20 protein-coding genes and 1 riboswitch are annotated in these 17,697 nt (G+C 62.4%); of the genes, 10 read left to right on the plus strand and 10 right to left on the minus strand.

From position 1 onward, the window contains the following. Nucleotides 1-78: 78 nt before the first annotated feature. The gene (locus ACAX43_RS18595; RefSeq protein ID WP_370709882.1) at nt 79-1,098 is read right to left on the minus strand and encodes a class I fructose-bisphosphate aldolase; all 1,020 of its coding nucleotides are present in this window, start codon (nt 1,096-1,098) and stop codon (nt 79-81) included. A gap of 114 nt (nt 1,099-1,212) precedes the next feature. Next, entirely contained in the window at nt 1,213-1,533 is a 321-nt protein-coding gene (locus tag ACAX43_RS18600) for a thioredoxin family protein (protein WP_370709883.1), read from the minus strand. Nucleotides 1,534-1,772: 239 nt separating this feature from the next. Here ACAX43_RS18600 and ACAX43_RS18605 point away from each other — a divergent pair, with 239 nt between their 5' ends. The 4 genes from ACAX43_RS18605 (at nt 1,773) to ACAX43_RS18620 (ending at nt 5,735) form a co-directional block, all read left to right on the plus strand. Beyond that, nucleotides 1,773-2,150: a DUF2628 domain-containing protein gene (locus tag ACAX43_RS18605; RefSeq protein WP_370709884.1), complete on the plus strand. Its 378-nt coding sequence runs from the start codon at nt 1,773-1,775 to the stop codon at nt 2,148-2,150. Nucleotides 2,151-2,268: 118 nt separating this feature from the next. Continuing rightward, nucleotides 2,269-3,606, plus strand: a complete 1,338-nt coding sequence (locus ACAX43_RS18610) for a sugar efflux transporter (RefSeq protein ID WP_370709885.1) — start codon at nt 2,269-2,271, stop codon at nt 3,604-3,606. Nucleotides 3,607-3,935: 329 nt separating this feature from the next. Next, nucleotides 3,936-5,015: a phosphogluconate dehydrogenase (NAD(+)-dependent, decarboxylating) gene (gnd, locus tag ACAX43_RS18615; RefSeq protein WP_370710034.1), complete on the plus strand. Its 1,080-nt coding sequence runs from the start codon at nt 3,936-3,938 to the stop codon at nt 5,013-5,015. A 15-nt stretch (nt 5,016-5,030) separates the two neighbouring features. After that, nucleotides 5,031-5,735, plus strand: coding sequence for an HAD family hydrolase (locus ACAX43_RS18620; RefSeq protein ID WP_370709886.1), 705 nt, complete (start codon nt 5,031-5,033; stop codon nt 5,733-5,735). Here the strand turns inward: ACAX43_RS18620 and ACAX43_RS18625 are convergent. Continuing rightward, nucleotides 5,732-6,283, minus strand: coding sequence for an ankyrin repeat domain-containing protein (locus ACAX43_RS18625; RefSeq protein ID WP_370709887.1), 552 nt, complete (start codon nt 6,281-6,283; stop codon nt 5,732-5,734). The genes ACAX43_RS18620 and ACAX43_RS18625 overlap by 4 nt on opposite strands. Nucleotides 6,284-6,378: 95 nt before the next feature. After that, nucleotides 6,379-6,504 (minus strand): hypothetical protein, encoded by a 126-nt coding sequence (locus ACAX43_RS18630; RefSeq protein WP_370709888.1) that lies wholly within the window; start codon nt 6,502-6,504, stop codon nt 6,379-6,381. A gap of 307 nt (nt 6,505-6,811) precedes the next feature. Here ACAX43_RS18630 and ACAX43_RS18635 point away from each other — a divergent pair, with 307 nt between their 5' ends. The 4 genes from ACAX43_RS18635 to ACAX43_RS18650 all read left to right on the plus strand — a co-directional run bounded on the left by ACAX43_RS18635 (nt 6,812) and on the right by ACAX43_RS18650 (nt 11,109). Further along, complete coding sequence (locus ACAX43_RS18635) at nt 6,812-6,940, plus strand: hypothetical protein (RefSeq protein ID WP_370709889.1); 129 nt, start codon at nt 6,812-6,814, stop codon at nt 6,938-6,940. Nucleotides 6,941-6,972: 32 nt separating this feature from the next. Continuing rightward, nucleotides 6,973-7,179, plus strand: coding sequence for a hypothetical protein (locus ACAX43_RS18640; protein ID WP_370709890.1), 207 nt, complete (start codon nt 6,973-6,975; stop codon nt 7,177-7,179). Nucleotides 7,180-7,530: 351 nt separating this feature from the next. Further along, nucleotides 7,531-9,924, plus strand: a complete 2,394-nt coding sequence (locus ACAX43_RS18645; RefSeq protein ID WP_370709891.1) for a phosphoketolase — start codon at nt 7,531-7,533, stop codon at nt 9,922-9,924. Nucleotides 9,925-9,936: 12 nt separating this feature from the next. Then, nucleotides 9,937-11,109: an acetate/propionate family kinase gene (locus ACAX43_RS18650; protein ID WP_370709892.1), complete on the plus strand. Its 1,173-nt coding sequence runs from the start codon at nt 9,937-9,939 to the stop codon at nt 11,107-11,109. Nucleotides 11,110-11,111: 2 nt separating this feature from the next. On the opposite strand, the gene ACAX43_RS18655 is transcribed toward ACAX43_RS18650, so the two are convergent. Both ACAX43_RS18655 and ACAX43_RS18660 read right to left on the minus strand, forming a co-directional pair. After that, the gene (locus ACAX43_RS18655; RefSeq protein ID WP_370709893.1) at nt 11,112-11,372 is read right to left on the minus strand and encodes a BON domain-containing protein; all 261 of its coding nucleotides are present in this window, start codon (nt 11,370-11,372) and stop codon (nt 11,112-11,114) included. 144 nt (nt 11,373-11,516) lie between these two features. Continuing rightward, entirely contained in the window at nt 11,517-12,728 is a 1,212-nt protein-coding gene (locus ACAX43_RS18660; RefSeq protein WP_370709894.1) for a D-amino acid dehydrogenase, read from the minus strand. Nucleotides 12,729-12,902: 174 nt separating this feature from the next. Further along, nucleotides 12,903-12,996: riboswitch (glycine riboswitch) on the minus strand. 147 nt (nt 12,997-13,143) lie between these two features. Between ACAX43_RS18660 and ACAX43_RS18665 the strand changes: the two genes are divergently transcribed. Next, nucleotides 13,144-13,776, plus strand: a complete 633-nt coding sequence (locus tag ACAX43_RS18665; RefSeq protein ID WP_370709895.1) for a LysE family translocator — start codon at nt 13,144-13,146, stop codon at nt 13,774-13,776. A gap of 2 nt (nt 13,777-13,778) precedes the next feature. Here the strand turns inward: ACAX43_RS18665 and ACAX43_RS18670 are convergent, their stop codons facing one another. Beyond that, a complete protein-coding gene (locus tag ACAX43_RS18670; protein ID WP_370710035.1) occupies nt 13,779-14,369 on the minus strand; it encodes a ParB-like protein in 591 nt (196 codons plus the stop codon). A 76-nt stretch (nt 14,370-14,445) separates the two neighbouring features. Then, a complete protein-coding gene (locus ACAX43_RS18675) occupies nt 14,446-15,018 on the minus strand; it encodes a lipocalin family protein (protein WP_370709896.1) in 573 nt (190 codons plus the stop codon). A gap of 207 nt (nt 15,019-15,225) precedes the next feature. Here ACAX43_RS18675 and ACAX43_RS18680 point away from each other — a divergent pair, with 207 nt between their 5' ends. Next, nucleotides 15,226-15,918 (plus strand): YceH family protein, encoded by a 693-nt coding sequence (locus ACAX43_RS18680; protein ID WP_370709897.1) that lies wholly within the window; start codon nt 15,226-15,228, stop codon nt 15,916-15,918. Nucleotides 15,919-16,007: 89 nt separating this feature from the next. Here the strand turns inward: ACAX43_RS18680 and ACAX43_RS18685 are convergent, their stop codons facing one another. Together ACAX43_RS18685 and ACAX43_RS18690 are read right to left on the minus strand one after the other, a co-directional pair. Then, nucleotides 16,008-16,847, minus strand: a complete 840-nt coding sequence (locus ACAX43_RS18685) for a MipA/OmpV family protein (protein WP_370709898.1) — start codon at nt 16,845-16,847, stop codon at nt 16,008-16,010. Then, entirely contained in the window at nt 16,844-17,677 is an 834-nt protein-coding gene (locus tag ACAX43_RS18690; protein WP_370710036.1) for an alpha/beta hydrolase, read from the minus strand. Before ACAX43_RS18690 ends, ACAX43_RS18685 begins: the two co-directional genes overlap by 4 nt. Between the last annotated feature and the right edge of the window lie 20 nt (nt 17,678-17,697).

Genomic DNA, 17,697 nt, shown 5'->3' on the forward strand with positions numbered 1-17,697 from the left:
AGCATCGCCACGATCAGGGCGCGGCGCATGCGTTCTTCGGCATGGCCGCGATGGGGCAGGCGGCGCTCGACGCGCAGCCTAGCTCTTTTCCTGCGCCGCGTCGTACTTGCCGAGCGCGGCTGCGCTGTTCAGACGCGCGCGCTTGAGCAATGCCTGCTGTGCATCCTGCACGTTGCTCGCCTGACCCTTCCACGCTTGCAGCGGCGGTTCCTGCAACGCTCGGCCATACGAAAAGCTCAGATTCCATGGCAGCGGTCCGAGGCGGTTCATCGCATCGAGATTGGCCGTTGCTTCTTCCGGCGTTTGACCGCCGGAGAGGAACACAATGCCCGGCACCGCCGACGGCACCGTGCGTTTGAGCACCCGTACGGTGTGCGAGGCAATCTCCGAGGTGGTCGATTGCTGGGCGTGTTCGGCGCCCGCGAGGACCATGCTCGGCTTCAGGAGAATGTGTTCAAGCACCACGCGATGCCGGTACAGCGCGTTAAACACCTCGTGCAAAACCGCCTCGGTGACTTCCGCGCTGCGCCCGATGGTGTGGTCGCCGTCCATCAGCACTTCCGGTTCGACGATCGGTACGATGCCCGCTTCCTGCGAGATCGCCGCGTAGCGCGCCAGCGAGTCCGCATTGGCTTCGATGGCGAGACGGCTCGGCAAACTCGCCGTGATGTTGTAGACCGCGCGCCATTTGGCGAAGCGGGCGCCTTGCCGTTTGTAGTCGACGAAGCGCTTGGCGAGGCCGTCGAGACCTTCGGTGATTTCGTCGCCCGGGGCGAGCGCGAGCGGAATCTTGCCGAGGTCCACCTTGATACCGGGCACGATGCCGTTGCTGGCGGCGAGTTGCGGAAAAGGCGTGCCGTCGTCTGCTTTCTGGCCGAGTGTCTCTTCGTAAAGGATCACGCCACTCACGAACTCGCCGAGGCCAGGGGTGGTGAGCAGAAGGTTGCGGTAGGCGCGGCGGTTCGCCTCGCTGGATTCGAGGCCGATCGTCTTGAAGCGTTTGGCAATGGTCGGGCCGCTTTCGTCGGCGGCGAGAAGACCTTTGCCGGGTTGGACCATTGCGTTGACGGTGGCTTGCAGCTCGCTACGGGTGTCCATGATGTGTGCTCCCTTTGGCTTGTCGCATGATGGTTGGCCGGTGTAACTGGAGTGCCTGCATGCCCGCTTGCACGGGGAGGGGGGCGCCTCGATCGCGCTCGCGCCACACCCGGCTCAGAGCGATGCAAAGGCTTCTGAAATCTCCGTCGCGCTGGTGGGACGCACGACGCGTGCGACTTCGGCGCCGTCGCGCATGAAGATCAGCGTGGGCCAAAGCTTGACCTTGAATGAGCGGCCCAGCGGCCGGCCGGGGCCGTCTTCGATTTTTAGATGCCTGATGCCGGCATGAGGTTCGAAAGCTTTTCCGATCGATGCTTGTGCGCCCTGGCAGTAGCCGCACCAGTCCGTGCCGAATTCGATGACGGTGGCGCCTGGCAGGACGTCGAGCTCGGCTCGCGAGGGGGCTTGCGAAGAATAGGCGGTGTGGGTTGCCATTGCTGCTCCGGTGCTTTTTACCTGCGTAGCAGGGTTTCCGCTGCTCGGGAGTCCTGCTGCCTTTGGATTGGGGTAAGAGTAGCAGCTATGGTCGGGGTCGTCAGCGACGGCGACTTCCACCGCGGTGCCTGGCGGGCGCCTCGTCATGCAAATTTCACGCAAATGCACATGCTTGCCTGCGTGCCATGTTAAACATCATCATTCGCCGTAGAGAGGCGTCATCGCATTCAGGAAAGGAAATGGCGGAAAGGACCTACCTGCAGCACCCCGGCAAGAACGAAACCGTCGTGGTCGCCACCGGCTTCAGTTGGGGCGCGTTCCTGCTCGGCTTCGTCTGGGCTTTGTCGAAGAGAATGTGGTTTGCCGCCTTCATCATGCTGGCCGTCACGACGTTGCTGTTTTTCGCGGGCTTGTGGGGTGAGACGATCGGTACGATCGGATTGATACTGTCGGTGCTGTTCGGCGTTGCCTGTGGTGTCTATGGCAACCAGTGGCACCGCCGGACGCTCGAGCAACGCGGCTACGTCGTCGTGCAACCGGCAGACGAGGGTGGGGAGGCAGGAATGGATCGCGCCGCCGGTTCGTCCGCCAAGGCGCGCAACACACATTTGGGATGAGGCGATACGGGTTTACGCGCCCGCAAGCGAGGCCGATAATGCCCCAGTCGTTCCGGCCACGAAGTCTTCGGCGCGCATCGCGCATCGCTGGCTCGCTTTCCCTGACCCACTGCCACCCGTGTTGAAAACCTCACGTTTTTTCGACCTGCTGCGCATTCCTGGCTTCAAGCCGCTGGCCGCCGCCACCCTCATGCTCGGTGTGGCGATGTCGTTCACCGCTCCGTATCTGTCGCTGTTCGGCGTCGAGCGCGCCGGCATGACGCCGCTCAAGCTCGGGCTGTTCATGACGCTGATTGCGGCCAGCGGGGTGCTCGCCAGCACCTTCGCCGGCCGTTGGAGCGATGCGAGCGGACGGCATCGGCCGCTGTTGCTGGCGGCCCTGGTGGCCGCCGCGCTCGGCTATCTATGTCTATGCGTGGTGCGTGACTACCGGCTGTTGCTCGCGGTCGGCATTGTCTTTATCGGCGCGGGCGGCTCCGCGATCTCGATGGTTTTCTCGTTCAGCCGCGCGGCGCTGCCGGTGCCGGACCCCGCGGAGCGCGCGTTCGCCAGTGCGAGCTTGCGGACGATTCTCTCGGCGGCGTGGGTGTTCGGTCCGTCCGTGGGTGCACTGGTGCTCGCCGGCACCGGCTTCTATGGGCTCTTCCTGTTCGCCGCCGCCAGTTTCGCGGCCTGCGCGACCATCGTCTGGCGCATGCGGGAGCCGCAAGGCCATCTGGGCGATCACACGGTGGAAGACACGGCATCGGAGCCGTCAGCCTCGATCACCGTGCCGCCGCTTACCGCACTCGGCGAAGACGCCCACGAGGATCTGCCGGGCGTCGCTTCGCAGAACGACATCCGCCGCGCAGTGGCCGCGCTCACGTTGATCGGTCTCGCCGCGAACGCCACCATGATCGTGCTGCCGTTGTACATCGTGCATGGCCTGAACGGCACGCATCTGGACGTCTCGGTCATGCTCGGCCTCGGCGCGCTGATGGAGATTCCGATGATGCTCGCGCTCGGCGCGAAGTCATCGACGCTGCATAAGCCCAACTGGCTGGCTGCCTGCGCGGCGGTTCACGCGGTGTATTTCGTCGCGATGTCGCTGGCGGGAAACGTCCACATGCTGATCCCGATGCAGATGCTCAACGCGTTCGTGGTCGCGGTGACCTCCTGTTTGGGCATGATCTACGTGCAGGATCTGATGCCGCACGCGCCGGGCCGCGCGACTGCGCTGTTTTTCAACGCGGCGCGGGTAGGCTCGATCCTCTCCGGCATTTTGTCGGGTTTGCTGGTGCAGGCGTTCAGCTATCGCGGCACGTTCCTGTTCTGCGGTTTGCTGGCGCTTTGCGCGCTGGTGCTGTTCGCGGTGCCCGGTGAGCGCTATCCGCTGATGTGGCGCGCGCTGCAGCGTTTTGCGCGCACGCAATACGGGAAGCTTCAGGCACGGCGGCGATCGGCTCGCGATTTCTGAATCTCAACGGTTGGCTTCGCCAGTCAGTCTCTTGCGAATCGACGCGCTTGAATAGCCGGTTCTGCATGACCAGAAGTGTAAGAAGACAGTCAGCTGAATCGAAGCATGCATTCGGGCACGGCCTCGCGCTAATACGCGGCCGGAACTTTACGCTGCGCAAAACCTCTGCAAAGAGGGGTATCGTCTTTTATCCAGCCGGCGACGCCCCATTCGCTGCACGGCCGACCCGAGGCTGCTACCGTATGTCCGGCAGACGCAGATATACGACACTGGCGTGAGCGGCGCCGCCTGCCGTGAGTGAAACGCGCGGCACGGCCGCAGTACACCGGATCAGATCGAGCAGCGCAACGAAGCACTTTCCGGAGCGAGATATGCAGCTAGGCATGATTGGATTGGGACGCATGGGCGCCGACATGGTGCGACGCCTGACGAAGGGCGGTCAGCAATGTATCGCTTACGACGTGCAACCGGCAGCAGTAGAGAAGCTCAAGCAGGACGGCGTCGCGGGTGCGGCATCGCTCGAAGACCTCGTCGCGCAACTGCAGAGGCCGCGCGTGGTGTGGCTGATGGTACCGGCAGCCGTGGTCGATAAAACGCTCGATAATCTCGTGCCCCTGCTGGAACCCGGCGACATCGTGATCGACGGCGGCAATTCCTATTATCACGACGACATTCGCCGCGGCGCCGATCTCGGCAAGCGCCAACTTCATTATGTGGACGTCGGCACGAGCGGCGGCATCGCGGGACGGGAGCGCGGCTACTGTCTGATGATCGGCGGCGAAGCCGAGGTCGTGAAGCGGCTGGAACCGATTTTCTCGACGCTTGCGCCGGGCGCGGCCGCGGCGCCCCCCACGCCGGGGCGTACCGAAAGCGCCGGCACCGCCGATCAGGGCTTCCTGCACTGCGGACCGCAGGGCGCGGGGCACTTTGTGAAGATGGTCCACAACGGCATCGAATACGGAATCATGGCCGCGTACGCCGAGGGCTTGAACATTCTGCGCCACGCCGACGCCGGCAAGCACGCGCGCGAAGCCGATGCCGAAACGTCGCCGCTGCGTCGCCCTGAGTTGTACCAGTACGATCTCAATCTTGCCGAGGTCACCGAAGTCTGGCGGCGCGGCAGCGTGATCGGTTCGTGGCTGCTGGACCTGATAGCAGGATCGCTCGTCAGCGACGCCGATCTGCAAAACTACGCGGGACGCGTATCGGATTCGGGCGAAGGACGCTGGACGGTGGCGGCGGCGATCGACGAAGGTGTGCCGACGCCGGTGCTGAGCGCAGCGCTATTCGCGCGTTTCAGTTCGCGCGGCGACGCGGATTTTGCGAACCGGGTGTTGTCGGCCATGCGGCATGACTTTGGCGGTCATGTCGAGAAAGCGGCCACGCGGGCCGACGGTCAGAAGCGCTAATTCACGGGAGCCGCGATGGAACTCACCAACGCCACGCCTCACGACGTCGTCTTTCTGTTCGATTGCGATAACACGTTGCTGGACAACGACCATGTGCTGGCGGATTTGCGCACGCATATGACGCGGGAGTTCGGCGAGCAGAACAGCGCGCGGTACTGGGAAATCTTCGAAGACTTGCGGCGGGAACTTGGCTACGCCGATTATCTCGGGGCATTGCAGCGTTATCGGCAGGAGCACCCGCGGGACACGCGCTTGTTGTTGATGTCGTCGTTTCTGATTGACTATCCGTTTGCGAACCGGCTTTATCCGGGGGCACTGGATGCGATCCGGCATGTGTCGAAGCGGGGGCCTGCGGTAATTCTCTCCGACGGGGATGTGGTGTTCCAACCCAGGAAGATTGCCCGTTCGGGCTTATGGGACGAGGTCGAAGGGCGGGTTTTGATTTACATCCATAAAGAGCGGATGCTCGACCAGGTGATGGAATGCTACCCGGCCCGGCAGTATGTGATGGTGGATGACAAATTGCGGATTTTGACGGCCATGAAGAAGAGTTGGGGGGAAAGGCTGACCACCGTATTTCCTCGCCAGGGGCATTACGCTTTTGATCCCAAAGAGATTGCGAGTAATCCGCCCGCGGATGTGACGGTTGAAAGGATAGGGGAATTGGCCGAGATCGATCTGGATGGGTTGATGAGCGGCGGCACGACGGGCGGGGCTTAGGTTTTTTCAGCCTGGGAACCCGCTTTCTTCAACTGCGCGGGGGTATCCGTCGCTCCCATCTTGTTGGCGGCATCCAGCGGGGTGAAGCCGCTCGCGTCTCGCGCTTGCGGATTCGCACCGTGCTCGATCAGCAAGTCGACGATTTCCGTGCGGTTGAACATCGCCGCGATCATCAACGCGGTGCGGCCGTCGGGCGAGGCGCCTTCGACATCCGCGCCGTGCGCGAGCAAGGTTTCGATGACCGCGTTGAAACCTTTGAAAGCGGCGCCCGCAATGGGTGTCTGCCCATTATCGTTGCGCAGATCCGGATTTGCCCCGCGTTCGAGCAAGGTACGCACCGCATCCACGTGACCGTGATAGCTCGCCAGCATGACAAGGCTGTCGCCCTTATCGTTGCGCAAATTCGGCGGCACGCCTTTTTCGATTACCGCGGCGAGCATGGCGGCATCGCCGCGCCGTGCGAGATCGAAAACTTCATGCGCCAGTTCGAGCAACGCCGGATCGATCTCCGGTTTGGAGGGTGGGGAGGGTTCAGCGTGGTCCGTCAATGCAATCTCCTTGCGATCAACCTGGCCGCCAGGGGGCACCGGGAATATCGCTCAGGATACACATTTTGTGCCGCGGACGCCCACCCGGTGGCGCGTTACAGTTTGTCGGCCAGCGAGACCAGTAACCCGAACACGCCGACCAGAACGGCGACGCCGGCGCTCAACAGCACAAGTGAAAGAACAAGAATCAGGGGCGCTTTGAGGCGGCTGGGTGTCGACATGGTGGCCGTTCAGTTAGGGGCGGGAAGTACCGGATGCGCCAGATGCGGTCCGCCGGTGCGCATTTAGCATGAAGAGCTTAATCGCATTCACTTAATGTGCGCTTAAAGTCTAGCGCAAGACCGGCAGCCTCTGCCGCGCCGACTGTCCAACAACGTACAGACACGCCGCCCAATTGAGCGCATGATCCTTGCTTGGCGCCTCGTGTAAGGTGGATTCAGTCAACCTCCGCGATCGGCGCAGTCGATTGCCCACCCTCACGTCACCGGCGATCAATCGCGGCGCGGCCGGCGGGCCAAAGGAAAAATCATGACATCCGCAATCTGGGGCATCGTGGCCGGTATGGCACTGCTGTTTGGCGCTTCGATGTATCTGCGTCAAATCCGTCTTCTACGCCGCCCGGATCGCCGCTGGACAGGCAACGGCAAAAAACGTTGATTTCACTACACCTACTTGATAAAGGAGGCTCCATGTCACCCCCACCTTCTCAGCGTCGCGCCCCGTCACCGCTGCGTCAAGCCGACTCTCCCAGCGCCGTGCGCGACCGGCGGTCGGAACTCAGTCGCGCCGATGAAGCGCGCGCCGAGCAACGCGAACTAGACGACACGCGCAACGATCCCAATGCCAGCAAATGGCGCTACCGGCCGCCGCAACGGACCGATAAAGAGCCGGAGTAAAGGGCTCGCGAACACTAGCGAACGAACAGTCGAACGGTTGAAAGTCGACGTTCGGGCCGGCAATCGAATCGGCCGCCACCTACGTATTCATGCAAACGACGCACGAGCGTCGCAAGATCAGGGTTTGGACGATCGCGTCGAACCATGACGTCCACTTCCTGTCACACCCCTGACGATCGCCGGCCCGGTTCCGGAAAGCCGTGTGCAACGGACCTTTGCCGCTACGCCTTCGTCATGTCACCCGCATGTCGAGACGGCTGGCCCCGCTGTTTTTTCTGCGCCGGCCGCGTCACGAACAATCGCTGCAGCACCCGCTAACCTGCCTGACAGTCCTTTTTGAGGAGTGACGCCATGGCCGAAGCAACCTCCCGTCCAACCCCGCCCAAAACATTAGAGCCCGACACGTTGCGCAAGATGGATCGCTATTGGCGCGCCTGCAACTACCTCTCGGCCGGCATGATCTACCTGCGCGACAATCCGCTGTTGCGCGAACCGCTCAAACCCGAACACATCAAGAACCGCCTGCTGGGCCATTGGGGCTCGGACCCAGGGCAAAGCTTCCTGCTGGTGCATCTGAACCGGCTGATCAAGAAGCTCGATCTGAACGTGATCTATATCGCCGGTCCGGGCCACGGCGCGCCCGCCACGTTGGCCCATTGCTACCTCGAGGGCCACTACTCGGAAATCTATCCCGACCGCAGCGAGGACGAAGCCGGCATGCGGCGCTTCTTCCGGCAGTTCTCGTTTCCCGGCGGCATCGGCTCGCATTGCACGCCGGAAACACCGGGTTCGATTCACGAGGGCGGCGAGCTTGGCTATAGCCTCTCGCACGGCTATGGCGCTGCATTCGACAACCCCGATCTGATCGTCACGGTGATGATCGGCGACGGCGAGGCGGAAACCGGTCCGCTCGCCACCTCATGGCACTCGAACAAATTTCTCAACCCGATTCGCGACGGCGCGGTGTTGCCGGTTCTGCATTTGAACGGCTACAAAATCGCCAATCCGACCATCCTTGCGCGGATTCCCCGTGAGGAACTCGAAGCCTTGCTGACGGGCTACGGCCACAAGCCGTATTTCGTCGAAGGCGACGATCCGGACACCATGCATCAACACATGGCCGCAACGCTCGAACAATGCGTCGGCGAAATCCGCGCGATCCAGCAGCACGCGCGCGCGACCAATGACGCGACACGTCCGCGCTGGCCGATGATCGTGCTGCGTTCGCCGAAAGGCTGGACCGGTCCGAAAGAAGTTGACGGCCACAAGGTGGAAGGCTCGTGGCGCGCGCACCAAGTGCCGGTGCTCGATCCGGTCACCAATAGCCAGAGCCTGAAGCTGATCGAAGGCTGGCTGCGCAGTTATGAACCCGAGTCGCTATTCGACAAGGCAGGGCGTCTGGTCGAAGAACTGCGCGAACTCGCACCCGAGGGCGCGCGCCGCATCAGCGCCAATCCGCATGCGAATGGCGGCATCCTATGCAAAACGCTCGACCTGCCGGCATTTCGCGACTACGCGGTGGCGGTGAAAAAGGCCGCCGGCTCGTACACGTCGCCCACCGAGGTGTTGGGCAAGTTCTTGCGCGACGTGATGCGCAACAACATGACGAACTTCCGTGTATTCGGCCCTGACGAAACCGCCAGCAACAAACTGACGGCGATCTACGAGGCTTCGGAGAAAACCTGGCTGGCCCAAACTGAGCCAGGCGACGCGGACGGCGGCGCGCTCGCGGTCGATGGCCGCGTGATGGAGATGCTCAGCGAGCACACGCTAGAAGGCTGGTTCGAAGGTTACGTGCTGACAGGACGCCACGGGCTTTTCGCTACCTACGAAGCGTTCGTCCACGTGATCGATTCGATGTTCAACCAGCACGCCAAGTGGCTGGAGAAGGCAAAGCGTGATCTCGGCTGGCGGCAGCCGGTGCCGTCGATCAATCTGCTCATCACGTCGCTGGTGTGGCGCCAGGATCACAACGGCTTCACACACCAGGACCCGGGCTTTCTCGACGTGGTGACAAACAAGAGCCCGGACGTGGTGCGTATTTATCTGCCGCCTGACGCCAACTGTCTGCTGAGCGTCGCCGATCATTGTTTGCGCTCCCGCGATTATGTCAACGTGATCGTCGCCGACAAGCAGCCGCATCTGCAATATCTCGACATGGAGTCGGCCGTCACGCATTGCACCAAAGGCATCGGCATCTGGGATTGGGCGTCGACCGACCAGGGCGTCGAGCCGGACGTGGTGATGGCTTGCGCGGGGGATATCGCGACCATGGAAGCGCTCGCCGCCGTGCAGATTCTGAAGGCGCGCTTTCCCGATCTGAAGATCCGCTTCGTCAACGTGGTCGATCTGTTCCGCCTGATGCCCGAGCAGGCGCATCCGCACGGCCTGTCCAGTCGCGACTTCGATTCGCTGTTCACCACCAGCAAGCCGGTGATTTTCAACTTCCATTCGTATGCATCGCTGGTGCACAAGCTCACCTATAACCGCACCAATCACGCCAATCTGCACGTGCATGGTTATCACGAGAAGGGCAACATCAACACGCCGCTCGAACTGGCGATCATCAACCAGGTCGACCGCTTCTCGCTGGCGATCGACGTGATCGATCGCGTGCCGGCTTTGCGCGGCGTCGGCGATCACGCGAAAGAGTGGCTGCGGGGGCAGGTCATCGAGCATCTTGCGTATGCGCATGCCGAGGGCATCGACAAGGAAGAGATCCGCAACTGGACGTGGAAAGACTGAGCGAGGCCTGATATGGAGACACAAAAGCAGACCCGCGACCAGACTGACAAACCGACGATCCTCGTGTTGAACAGCGGTTCGTCATCGCTGAAATTCGGGCTGTTCACGCACTCGGACGATGACGAATCGTTGCTGCTGGAAGGAAGCGCCGAAGGCATCGGGCGAGGCGACGGCAGCTTGCGGATCATGTCGTCCGACGGCCGCGTGCTGGTGAAGCAGGAGCAGGTACTTGAGTCGCAAACCGATGCGTTGCAGGCGCTCTCGCGCGTGCTGGCGGAACAGAAGCACAAGCGGCCTACGGCGGTGGGGCATCGCGTGGTGCATGGCGGCCCGCATCTGCGCACGCACCAGCGATTGACACCTGAAGTCCGGCAACGCCTGCAGGACGCCGTGCACTTCGCGCCCCTGCATATCCCCCCGGCGCTGGCCTTGATCGACGAGGCAGCGAAGATTTTTGCCGACGCACAGCATTTCGCCTGCTTCGATACGGCGTTTCATGCGACGCTGCCGCCACGCGCGGCACAGCTTGCGTTGCCGCGCCGCTATGTGGATGCCGGTGTGATTCGCTACGGCTTTCACGGGCTGTCGTATGAATCGCTGGTGGTGCGGCTCGGCGCCGATTTGCCGCCGCGTGCGGTGTTCGCGCATCTGGGCAACGGTTCCAGCTTATGCGCGTTGCAGTACGGCAGATCCGTCGATACGTCGATGGGTTTGACACCGACGGGCGGCGTGCCGATGGGCACCCGCAGCGGCGACCTCGATCCGGGTGTGCTCCTCTATCTGATGCGCGTGGAGAAGCTCGATGCCGACGCGCTGGAGATACTCCTGAATCGCCAGAGCGGCCTCGCTGGTTTCGCCGATGGCGAGAGCGATATGCAGGCGCTGGAACGGCGCGCTGCGACGGGCGATGCGAATGCGTCGCTGGCGCTCGATGCGTTTGCCACTGCTGTGCGCAAGACGATTGGCGCTTACGCGGCTTTGCTGGGCGGGATTGATTTGCTGGTGTTCACGGGCGGCATCGGCGAACACAGTAAGGAGATTCGCCAGCGAGTGTGCGAGGGACTTTCGTTTTTGGGGCTATCGGAAGCGGATTCGGCGGGGAAGGTAAGGGCGCTTCATACCGAGGAGGAGAAGCAGATTGCGAGGCATTGTCGAGCGATGCTGGCTCAGGCCGGCTCCGGTTGAGCTTATTCTGCCTTGATCGTGGTGTGGTCGGCGACGCCTGTTACGCCGAACAGGCGCGCGACGTCTTCAAGTACCGCGCTTCTTTGCCGCTCACGTTGAAGCTCGCCGAGCAGCGTGATCCGGCCACGGGAGACTTTGATTTTTATCGCCTCGTTGGGGACAGCGGCGTCCCACGCCAGCCGCGTTCTGGCTTCCGTGGCGATTTGGGCATCACTCAGGCGTGTGCTTGCTGAACTGCGCGCGGTGGAGTGGAATTTAGGCATGCGGGCTCGCCGGTAAAGCGGGTATGGGATAACACTAGCAGATGTAGCGGGCTTTGCCCTCGGCGTTGAAGGGTATCTGTGTGCCGGCGCCGCTGGCACACAGACATCAAGCGACACGAAAAGCGCGGCGTAGGCTAATTCAATTTATTGGATTGCACCTGCCACGGCTTGCGCAGTAGCCGCCGACAATGTCCACCCCAAATGGCCATGCCCAGTGTTATAAAAAACGCCGCGCCGTTTCCCACGCCCCACCTTCGGCAACATACTCGGCAGCATCGGCCGCAATCCCGCCCATGGAATCACCCGCGAGGTCGAGACCTCAGGAAAATAGCGCCGCGTCCAATCCACCAGTGGCGCAATCCGATCCGACCGGATATCCCGATTGAACCCATTGATCTCCGCCGTGCCCGCCACGCGAAACCGATCCACGCCGAGCCGGCTCGTCACGATCTTCGCGCTGTCATCGAGCAAGCTCACCCAGGGCGCGCGCTGCTGACTGACTTCATCGTCGAGACACACCGTGATCGAATAGCCCTTGACCGGGTACACATTCACGTGATCGCCGAGCATCGCCGCGAAATCCCGGCTCTTTACGCCGGCACACACCACGATCCGCTCGAAAGCAAAACGCTGCGACTCACCTTCGAGATTGACCATCAGCGAAAATTGCCCATCGGCCGGCTGCTCGATCGACGTAATCTCCGCATCGTAATGAAACTGCACTCCGTGCCGCACGCACGCCTGAGCGAGCCCACGCGTAAACTTGTGAATATCACCCGTGGAATCGGACGGCGTAAAGAAGCCGCCGAAAAAATCGCCGTGCAGCGTGGGCTCGATCCCGTGCAACTCGCTCGCTGTCACCGCATTGCGATCAAGTCCTCCCTCACGCAACAATTCGTTTACCTTGCTCGCCGCATCGAATTCCTTGCGTGTCTTATAGATGTGCAAAATGCCGCGCCGCTCCAGATCGAAGTCGATCCCTTCGCTCTCCGCAATCGAAAACAGATGTTCGCGGGCCGCAATCGCAAGCCGCACCGTTTCGACGGTATTCGCGCGGTAGCGCGGGATTTGCCGTAAAAATTCGCCCATCCACGAATACTTGTGCCACGTGGGGGTGGGATTGAGCAGGAGCGGGGCGTCGCGCGTGAGCATCCAGCGCAAGCCCTTCAGCACGGTGGCCGCGCTGTTCCAGACTTCGGCATTGCTGGCGGACAGCTGGCCGCCGTTGGCGAACGAGGTCTCCATGCCCGCGTAGCGATGACGTTCGAACACGGTGACGTGGTGGCCGCGCTGCGCCAGGGCGTGAGCAGTCGTGACGCCGGTAATCCCGGCGCCGATGATGGCGATTCGTGACATGACATGATCCAGAGTAGTTGAGCATCACCGGGGTCGATTTCATATCGAAACCGGCGTCGATGCCCCATCTGTCCATGTACCTGAGAGTTTCTTCCCGCCCGCCGGCGAGCGTGACGCGAGCCGTTTGCAGGGAATCCCCTTCGGTGGGCGCGCACGGCGCCGCTCTCCAGATGTTCCCGCTGCGCGGTCCTTTTGCCTGAGAGTTTCCGGGGCGGTTGCTCCGTCGGCGCCGTCACAATTCTCTGACGATCTCTCCCGCGCTGCATTGCAGAACGGCTCGACGATACCGGGCAAATTATTTGGCCGCAAGTGTTTCTTGCGCGCAGCTTTTTTAAAGCCCGAATCAAGGGCCGAATCCTTTACATCGGCTATATTTGGCGGCATTGCCCGATTTCAATTCACAAAGGAGAATGCCGTGCCCGCTGTCACAACGCTGCTCGCCTTCGCTCTGGTCTCGCTCGGCATGGTGCTTACACCCGGGCCGAACATGATTTATCTGATCTCGCGATCGCTCTGTCAGGGGCGGCGCGCGGGGCTCGTGTCGCTCGGCGGGGTCGCGCTCGGCTTCGTGTTCTACATGTTCTGCGCCGCGTTCGGTATCACCGCGCTACTGTTGACGGTACCGTACGCCTATGACGCATTGCGTTTCGCCGGCGCGCTCTATCTGCTGTATCTGGCATGGCAGGCGGTCAAGCCGGGTGGGCGCTCGCCGTTCCAGGTGCGCGATCTGCCGCACGACAGCCGCCGCAAGCTGTTCACGATGGGCCTCGTCACGAACCTCGCGAATCCGAAGATCGCCGTGATGTATCTGTCGCTGCTGCCGCAATTCATTTCACCTGGGCACGGCAGCGTGCTCTCGCAGTCGATCGCGCTCGGCTGCGTGCAGATCGTTATCAGCGTCACGGTCAATGCGCTGATTGCCATCATGGCGGGTTCGATCGCCGGGTTTCTCACGGGACGGCCGGTGTGGCTGCGGGTGCAACGCTGGCTGATGGGCACGGTGCTCGCCGGCCTTGCGGTGCGGATCGCACTCGATCCGCGTCGTTGAAATCAGCGCGGGCGGTAACCCGGCAGACCCAGTGCCAATTCGCTGTGGGCGAGTTCGACGCCGCGCTTGACCCGCGCGTCGAACTTGTCGTCCTTGCCGCCAAGCCTCGGCAAGTGGTGCCGAAAGAAGTCGGCCCAGCGAAACTCCTCTAGCGCAACCGTGGTTTTTTCATAGCCACCGGCGTCGCGCACGAATGCCGCGAGGCTGCGATTTTCGTCGTCAGTCGTTTGGTGGATGTGTTCGGGCATCGTGTTGAACGGCTGGCGCTCGCCTTTTGCATCGTAGGGATGAGCCCAGCGACGGTTCTCGAGTTCGAGCCAGAACCCGGCCGGATCCATCGAACTGAAGTCGCATAGCAAAACCACCGGCGCGCGATCGATGCCCGCGCGGTGCAACGCCATCGCAACGTGATGATGGTCGGTGGCAAACGGCGCTCCTTTGGGACCGAGCACGATCGGGATCGGTTTCTCGGCGATCGCCATCTGCAACGCATGGCCGGTCAGTGCCGCGTATTCTTTGCGCTTGCGCTCGACCTCGCGTTCACCATGCGTGAATTGAGTGGGGCGCAAGTCTTCGAGTTTGACGTCCTTCACGGTGCCTCCCTGGATTTCGTGGCCTTCGTGGCGCAAGCGCGTTTGGGACGCGCCCACGCTGAAGGCGATGTGCTGGCTAGTCATGCTGGGTGGTGCGCAGCATCGACGTGTCGTAGCCGAGGGCGCGGACCCGGTCGATCAGTGCGGCTTTCACGTCCGAAGCCGGCTTGGCCTCGCGCGTGAGAATCCACAGATAGCGCCCGCCCGGCTCGCCGACGAGCGACCAACTGTAGTCATCCGCGTGATCCAGGACCCAGTAATCGCCGAAGAAGAGCGGCCCGAAGAACGAGACTTTCAGCTTTGCATTGCCCGAGCCGGCGACGATTTTCGCGCGGCCTTTGGCCACGTCAAGTGGGCCGTCCACGCCGCCTTTGTGGCAGCTGTTCGTTACGTCGATAAGGCCATCGTCGCGCGCGGCATAGTCGGCGGTGACGGCTTCGCAATTCCGTTCGAAGCCGTTTTCATAACGCGCGAGTTCGTACCAACGACCGGCATAGCGGCTCAGGTCGACGGGTTTGGCGGGTTCGGGCACGCGGGCGTTGCCGCTTTTGCCGGCAGGGCTGAGCGCGCAGGCGCCGAGCAGACATACCGTACCGACCATGAGCGAGATGGCGCTCACGCGCAGGACTGACTGACGGCGAACAGGCATTGAGACACTCCATGGGGAAGGCGCTTCTTACGGCAGCACGTGCCGTACCACCTCGCACCGCACGCGCCCGGCCATTGCGGAGATTCGTACACCGCGTGGGGCCGACGCGTTTATCATAGTGCCCACAAACTAACACCCGCCGCCCGGCTGTGCAACGGTGAGGCACACCATTCACGAGACCCGGCGGCCCATGCCGCGACATCATCCATGAACTCCACGCCCGACGCTTTTTCCCGCCCCTCCATCCGCGCCTTGACGTTGCTCGAAGGGCGCGTGCTCGGCGTGCTCGTTGAGAAGCAGCACACCGTGCCGGACAGTTATCCGCTTTCGCTGAACGCGCTGACCTTGGGCTGCAACCAGAAAACCGGCCGTGCGCCGGTGATGAATGCGACTGAAGCGGAGGTGCTCACCGCTGTCGATGGGTTGAAGCGGCTTAGTCTGGTGATGGAGGGCAGCAGCAGCCGTGTGCCGCGGTTCGAGCACAACATGAATCGGGTGCTGGGGTTGCCGAGTCAGTCGGCTGCGTTATTGACGACTTTGCTTCTGCGTGGTCCGCAGACTGCGGCTGAGTTGCGGCTGAACAGTGCGCGGCTGCATGGGTTTGCCGATATTTCGTCGGTGGAGGCGTTTCTCGATGAGTTGGCTACTGGCGATCCATCGCGGGTGGCGAAGCTGGCCCGTACGCCGGGTGAGCGTGAGAATCGATGGATGCATTTGCTATGCGGCGAGGTCAGCGCGAGTGAGATTGCTCAGCCAGGCGAGGAGGATGGGAATGTGCCGCTGTCTGCGTTCGAGGCTGTGAAGGCCGAGCAGAAGCGGCTGGCCGACGAGGTGAGTCGGCTTCAGGTGGTGGTGCGCAGGATGGCCGGGGAGTTGGGGATGGATGTAGGGGAGCTTTGAGCGCTTTCTGGCGTTCGGTGGCGGCAATGGCAATGGTGGTCCGCTTGTGGCGGCGCCTTGCCTTGCCTTGCCGTGGCACGGGCTAAAACCTAAAACCGATAATTCACTGATGCGAGCGTATTCAGCTCGAACTTTTTTTCGGTGATCGGGCTGTTCGCCGCGTCATGCTCGAGCCTGCCGAATGTGGCGGAGACCGAGGCGTTCCAGTGCTTCGAAAAATCGTACGTCACCATCGCATTCATGTGAATGTCCCGCACACCGGCACTCGTGCTGTACGCCGGCAGTCCCGATGCCGCACTCTGCTGCCCGGACACGCCAAAAAACGTCCGCGTATAAGTACCATTCGCCCAAGTGAACCCCGGCCCAACCGAAAACAACCAGCCGCCGACAGGCGCCGAAGCAACCAGATCAGTGCTCACCGTCGTACCCTGGTGATGTCCGGCTATATCCTGGTACAACGCCACCGACCCCGTAAACGCCCACCACGTGTAGTCCGCGAACAGTTTCAGCTTAGGGCCGCCATACACGTTGCCAAGCCCATGCAAGCGGGGGTCGTCCGACTCCTTGCGAGTCTGGAAATCGAAACTCAACGCAGTGCCCACGTGATAGGCAGGCCCGCGCAGCACATTGACGCCAAGCACGTCGGGGCCCTGCGAGAAAATCCGATCGTCGTAAGAGATGTCCAGCGCAGGGAACGGGAATACGGTCAACTGCCGCGACCCGGGGTATTTGGGCGTGATCACCACGCCCGGCCCCACACCGATCTTCCATTTGCTGTCGGTGCTCGCGTTGGCACTCGCACCGGCAGTCGCGTCTGAACTTGCCTCGTTCGCGTAGACAGCGCGCGCCGCGCAAACGCCGAGCGCGGCGGCGAGCAGCAGCGACATGCGCGCGGGTCGGCCGAACCTGTGCTTCGTACGCGCCGTCATGCGTGCTCCTTGCCAAGCGCCGCGAGCTGCCTGAGGCGTCGCGCTAACGCCTTCGAGACGACCTGTTGCTTGCCGCCATCGTCGCTATGGGCGGCTTCGCTCTCGCGCAAGAACAGCGCGGTTTCGCGCGCGACGATTTCGCGCTCGTTGTCCGACGTAATCATGTGATACGAATCATCCAGCCAGATCGTGCGTAAAAAGGCGGCGCCGATATTCCCAGCGACAAACAGGGCATTACGTGGGCTCGAGGTCTCGTCGTCGATCGCATGGACAATCAGGCAATCGGTCTTGATGCCGCGCACCAGCGTGCGCACGCTGGCGGCGAGGCGGCTCGCCTGGTGCAACGCCGGCAACGAGATCGTCGACGGCCCGACTTCGCTGAAGTCGCTGCGCTGCATCGCGCGGGCAATCTTCGCTCGAAGCGCTTCGTTACGCAGGCCGAACGGCGCTTCCTCGCGGTAGCGCCAGCGTTTGCGCAGCGGCGTGAAGTACGCCCAGTTGAGCAGGAAACGATACCAGGGAATCGCCCAGCCGTCGTACGAGAGCGTCAGCGACAACAGCACGAGCGACTGAGCCTGTGGACGGCGATGCGCCAGCGCCAGCGCCAACGTGGCGCCGATCGACAGCCCGCAGATCGAGACGCGGGCAAAGCGCGCGGCCAGCGCGTCGTATTCGCGCACGGCGGCGTCGAGCCATGCTTCCATTGCCGCTTCCTTCGACCCGGCACTGTAACCGGGCAGCAGAGGCGCGCAGGCGGTGAAGCCTTCAGCGTTCAGATAGCGCGCGAGAAAACGCAATTCGAGCGGCGAACTCGACAGGCCGTGCAACATCAGCACGGCGTGCTCGCCGC

Origin of the sequence: Paraburkholderia sp. IW21, assembly GCF_041321145.1 — a bacterium.
In the GTDB taxonomy this organism is placed as follows: domain Bacteria; phylum Pseudomonadota; class Gammaproteobacteria; order Burkholderiales; family Burkholderiaceae; genus Paraburkholderia.

Bases quoted from the DNA above. Each gene is read 5' to 3' on its own strand.
- ACAX43_RS18650 (WP_370709892.1), top strand. From the start codon at position 9,937: ATGGAGACACAAAAGCAGACCCGCGACCAGACTGACAAACCGACGATC.
- ACAX43_RS18595 (WP_370709882.1), bottom strand. From the start codon at position 1,098: ATGGACACCCGTAGCGAGCTGCAAGCCACCGTCAACGCAATGGTCCAA.
- ACAX43_RS18645 (WP_370709891.1), top strand. From the start codon at position 7,531: ATGGCCGAAGCAACCTCCCGTCCAACCCCGCCCAAAACATTAGAGCCC.
- ACAX43_RS18660 (WP_370709894.1), bottom strand. From the start codon at position 12,728: ATGTCACGAATCGCCATCATCGGCGCCGGGATTACCGGCGTCACGACT.
- ACAX43_RS18630 (WP_370709888.1), bottom strand. From the start codon at position 6,504: ATGTCGACACCCAGCCGCCTCAAAGCGCCCCTGATTCTTGTTCTTTCA.
- ACAX43_RS18685 (WP_370709898.1), bottom strand. From the start codon at position 16,847: ATGACGGCGCGTACGAAGCACAGGTTCGGCCGACCCGCGCGCATGTCG.
- ACAX43_RS18680 (WP_370709897.1), top strand. From the start codon at position 15,226: ATGAACTCCACGCCCGACGCTTTTTCCCGCCCCTCCATCCGCGCCTTG.
- ACAX43_RS18620 (WP_370709886.1), top strand. From the start codon at position 5,031: ATGGAACTCACCAACGCCACGCCTCACGACGTCGTCTTTCTGTTCGAT.
- ACAX43_RS18690 (WP_370710036.1), bottom strand. From the start codon at position 17,677: ATGTTGCACGGCCTGTCGAGTTCGCCGCTCGAATTGCGTTTTCTCGCG.
- ACAX43_RS18655 (WP_370709893.1), bottom strand. From the start codon at position 11,372: ATGCCTAAATTCCACTCCACCGCGCGCAGTTCAGCAAGCACACGCCTG.
- ACAX43_RS18640 (WP_370709890.1), top strand. From the start codon at position 6,973: ATGTCACCCCCACCTTCTCAGCGTCGCGCCCCGTCACCGCTGCGTCAA.
- ACAX43_RS18675 (WP_370709896.1), bottom strand. From the start codon at position 15,018: ATGCCTGTTCGCCGTCAGTCAGTCCTGCGCGTGAGCGCCATCTCGCTC.
- ACAX43_RS18600 (WP_370709883.1), bottom strand. From the start codon at position 1,533: ATGGCAACCCACACCGCCTATTCTTCGCAAGCCCCCTCGCGAGCCGAG.
- ACAX43_RS18605 (WP_370709884.1), top strand. From the start codon at position 1,773: ATGGCGGAAAGGACCTACCTGCAGCACCCCGGCAAGAACGAAACCGTC.
- ACAX43_RS18635 (WP_370709889.1), top strand. From the start codon at position 6,812: ATGACATCCGCAATCTGGGGCATCGTGGCCGGTATGGCACTGCTGTTT.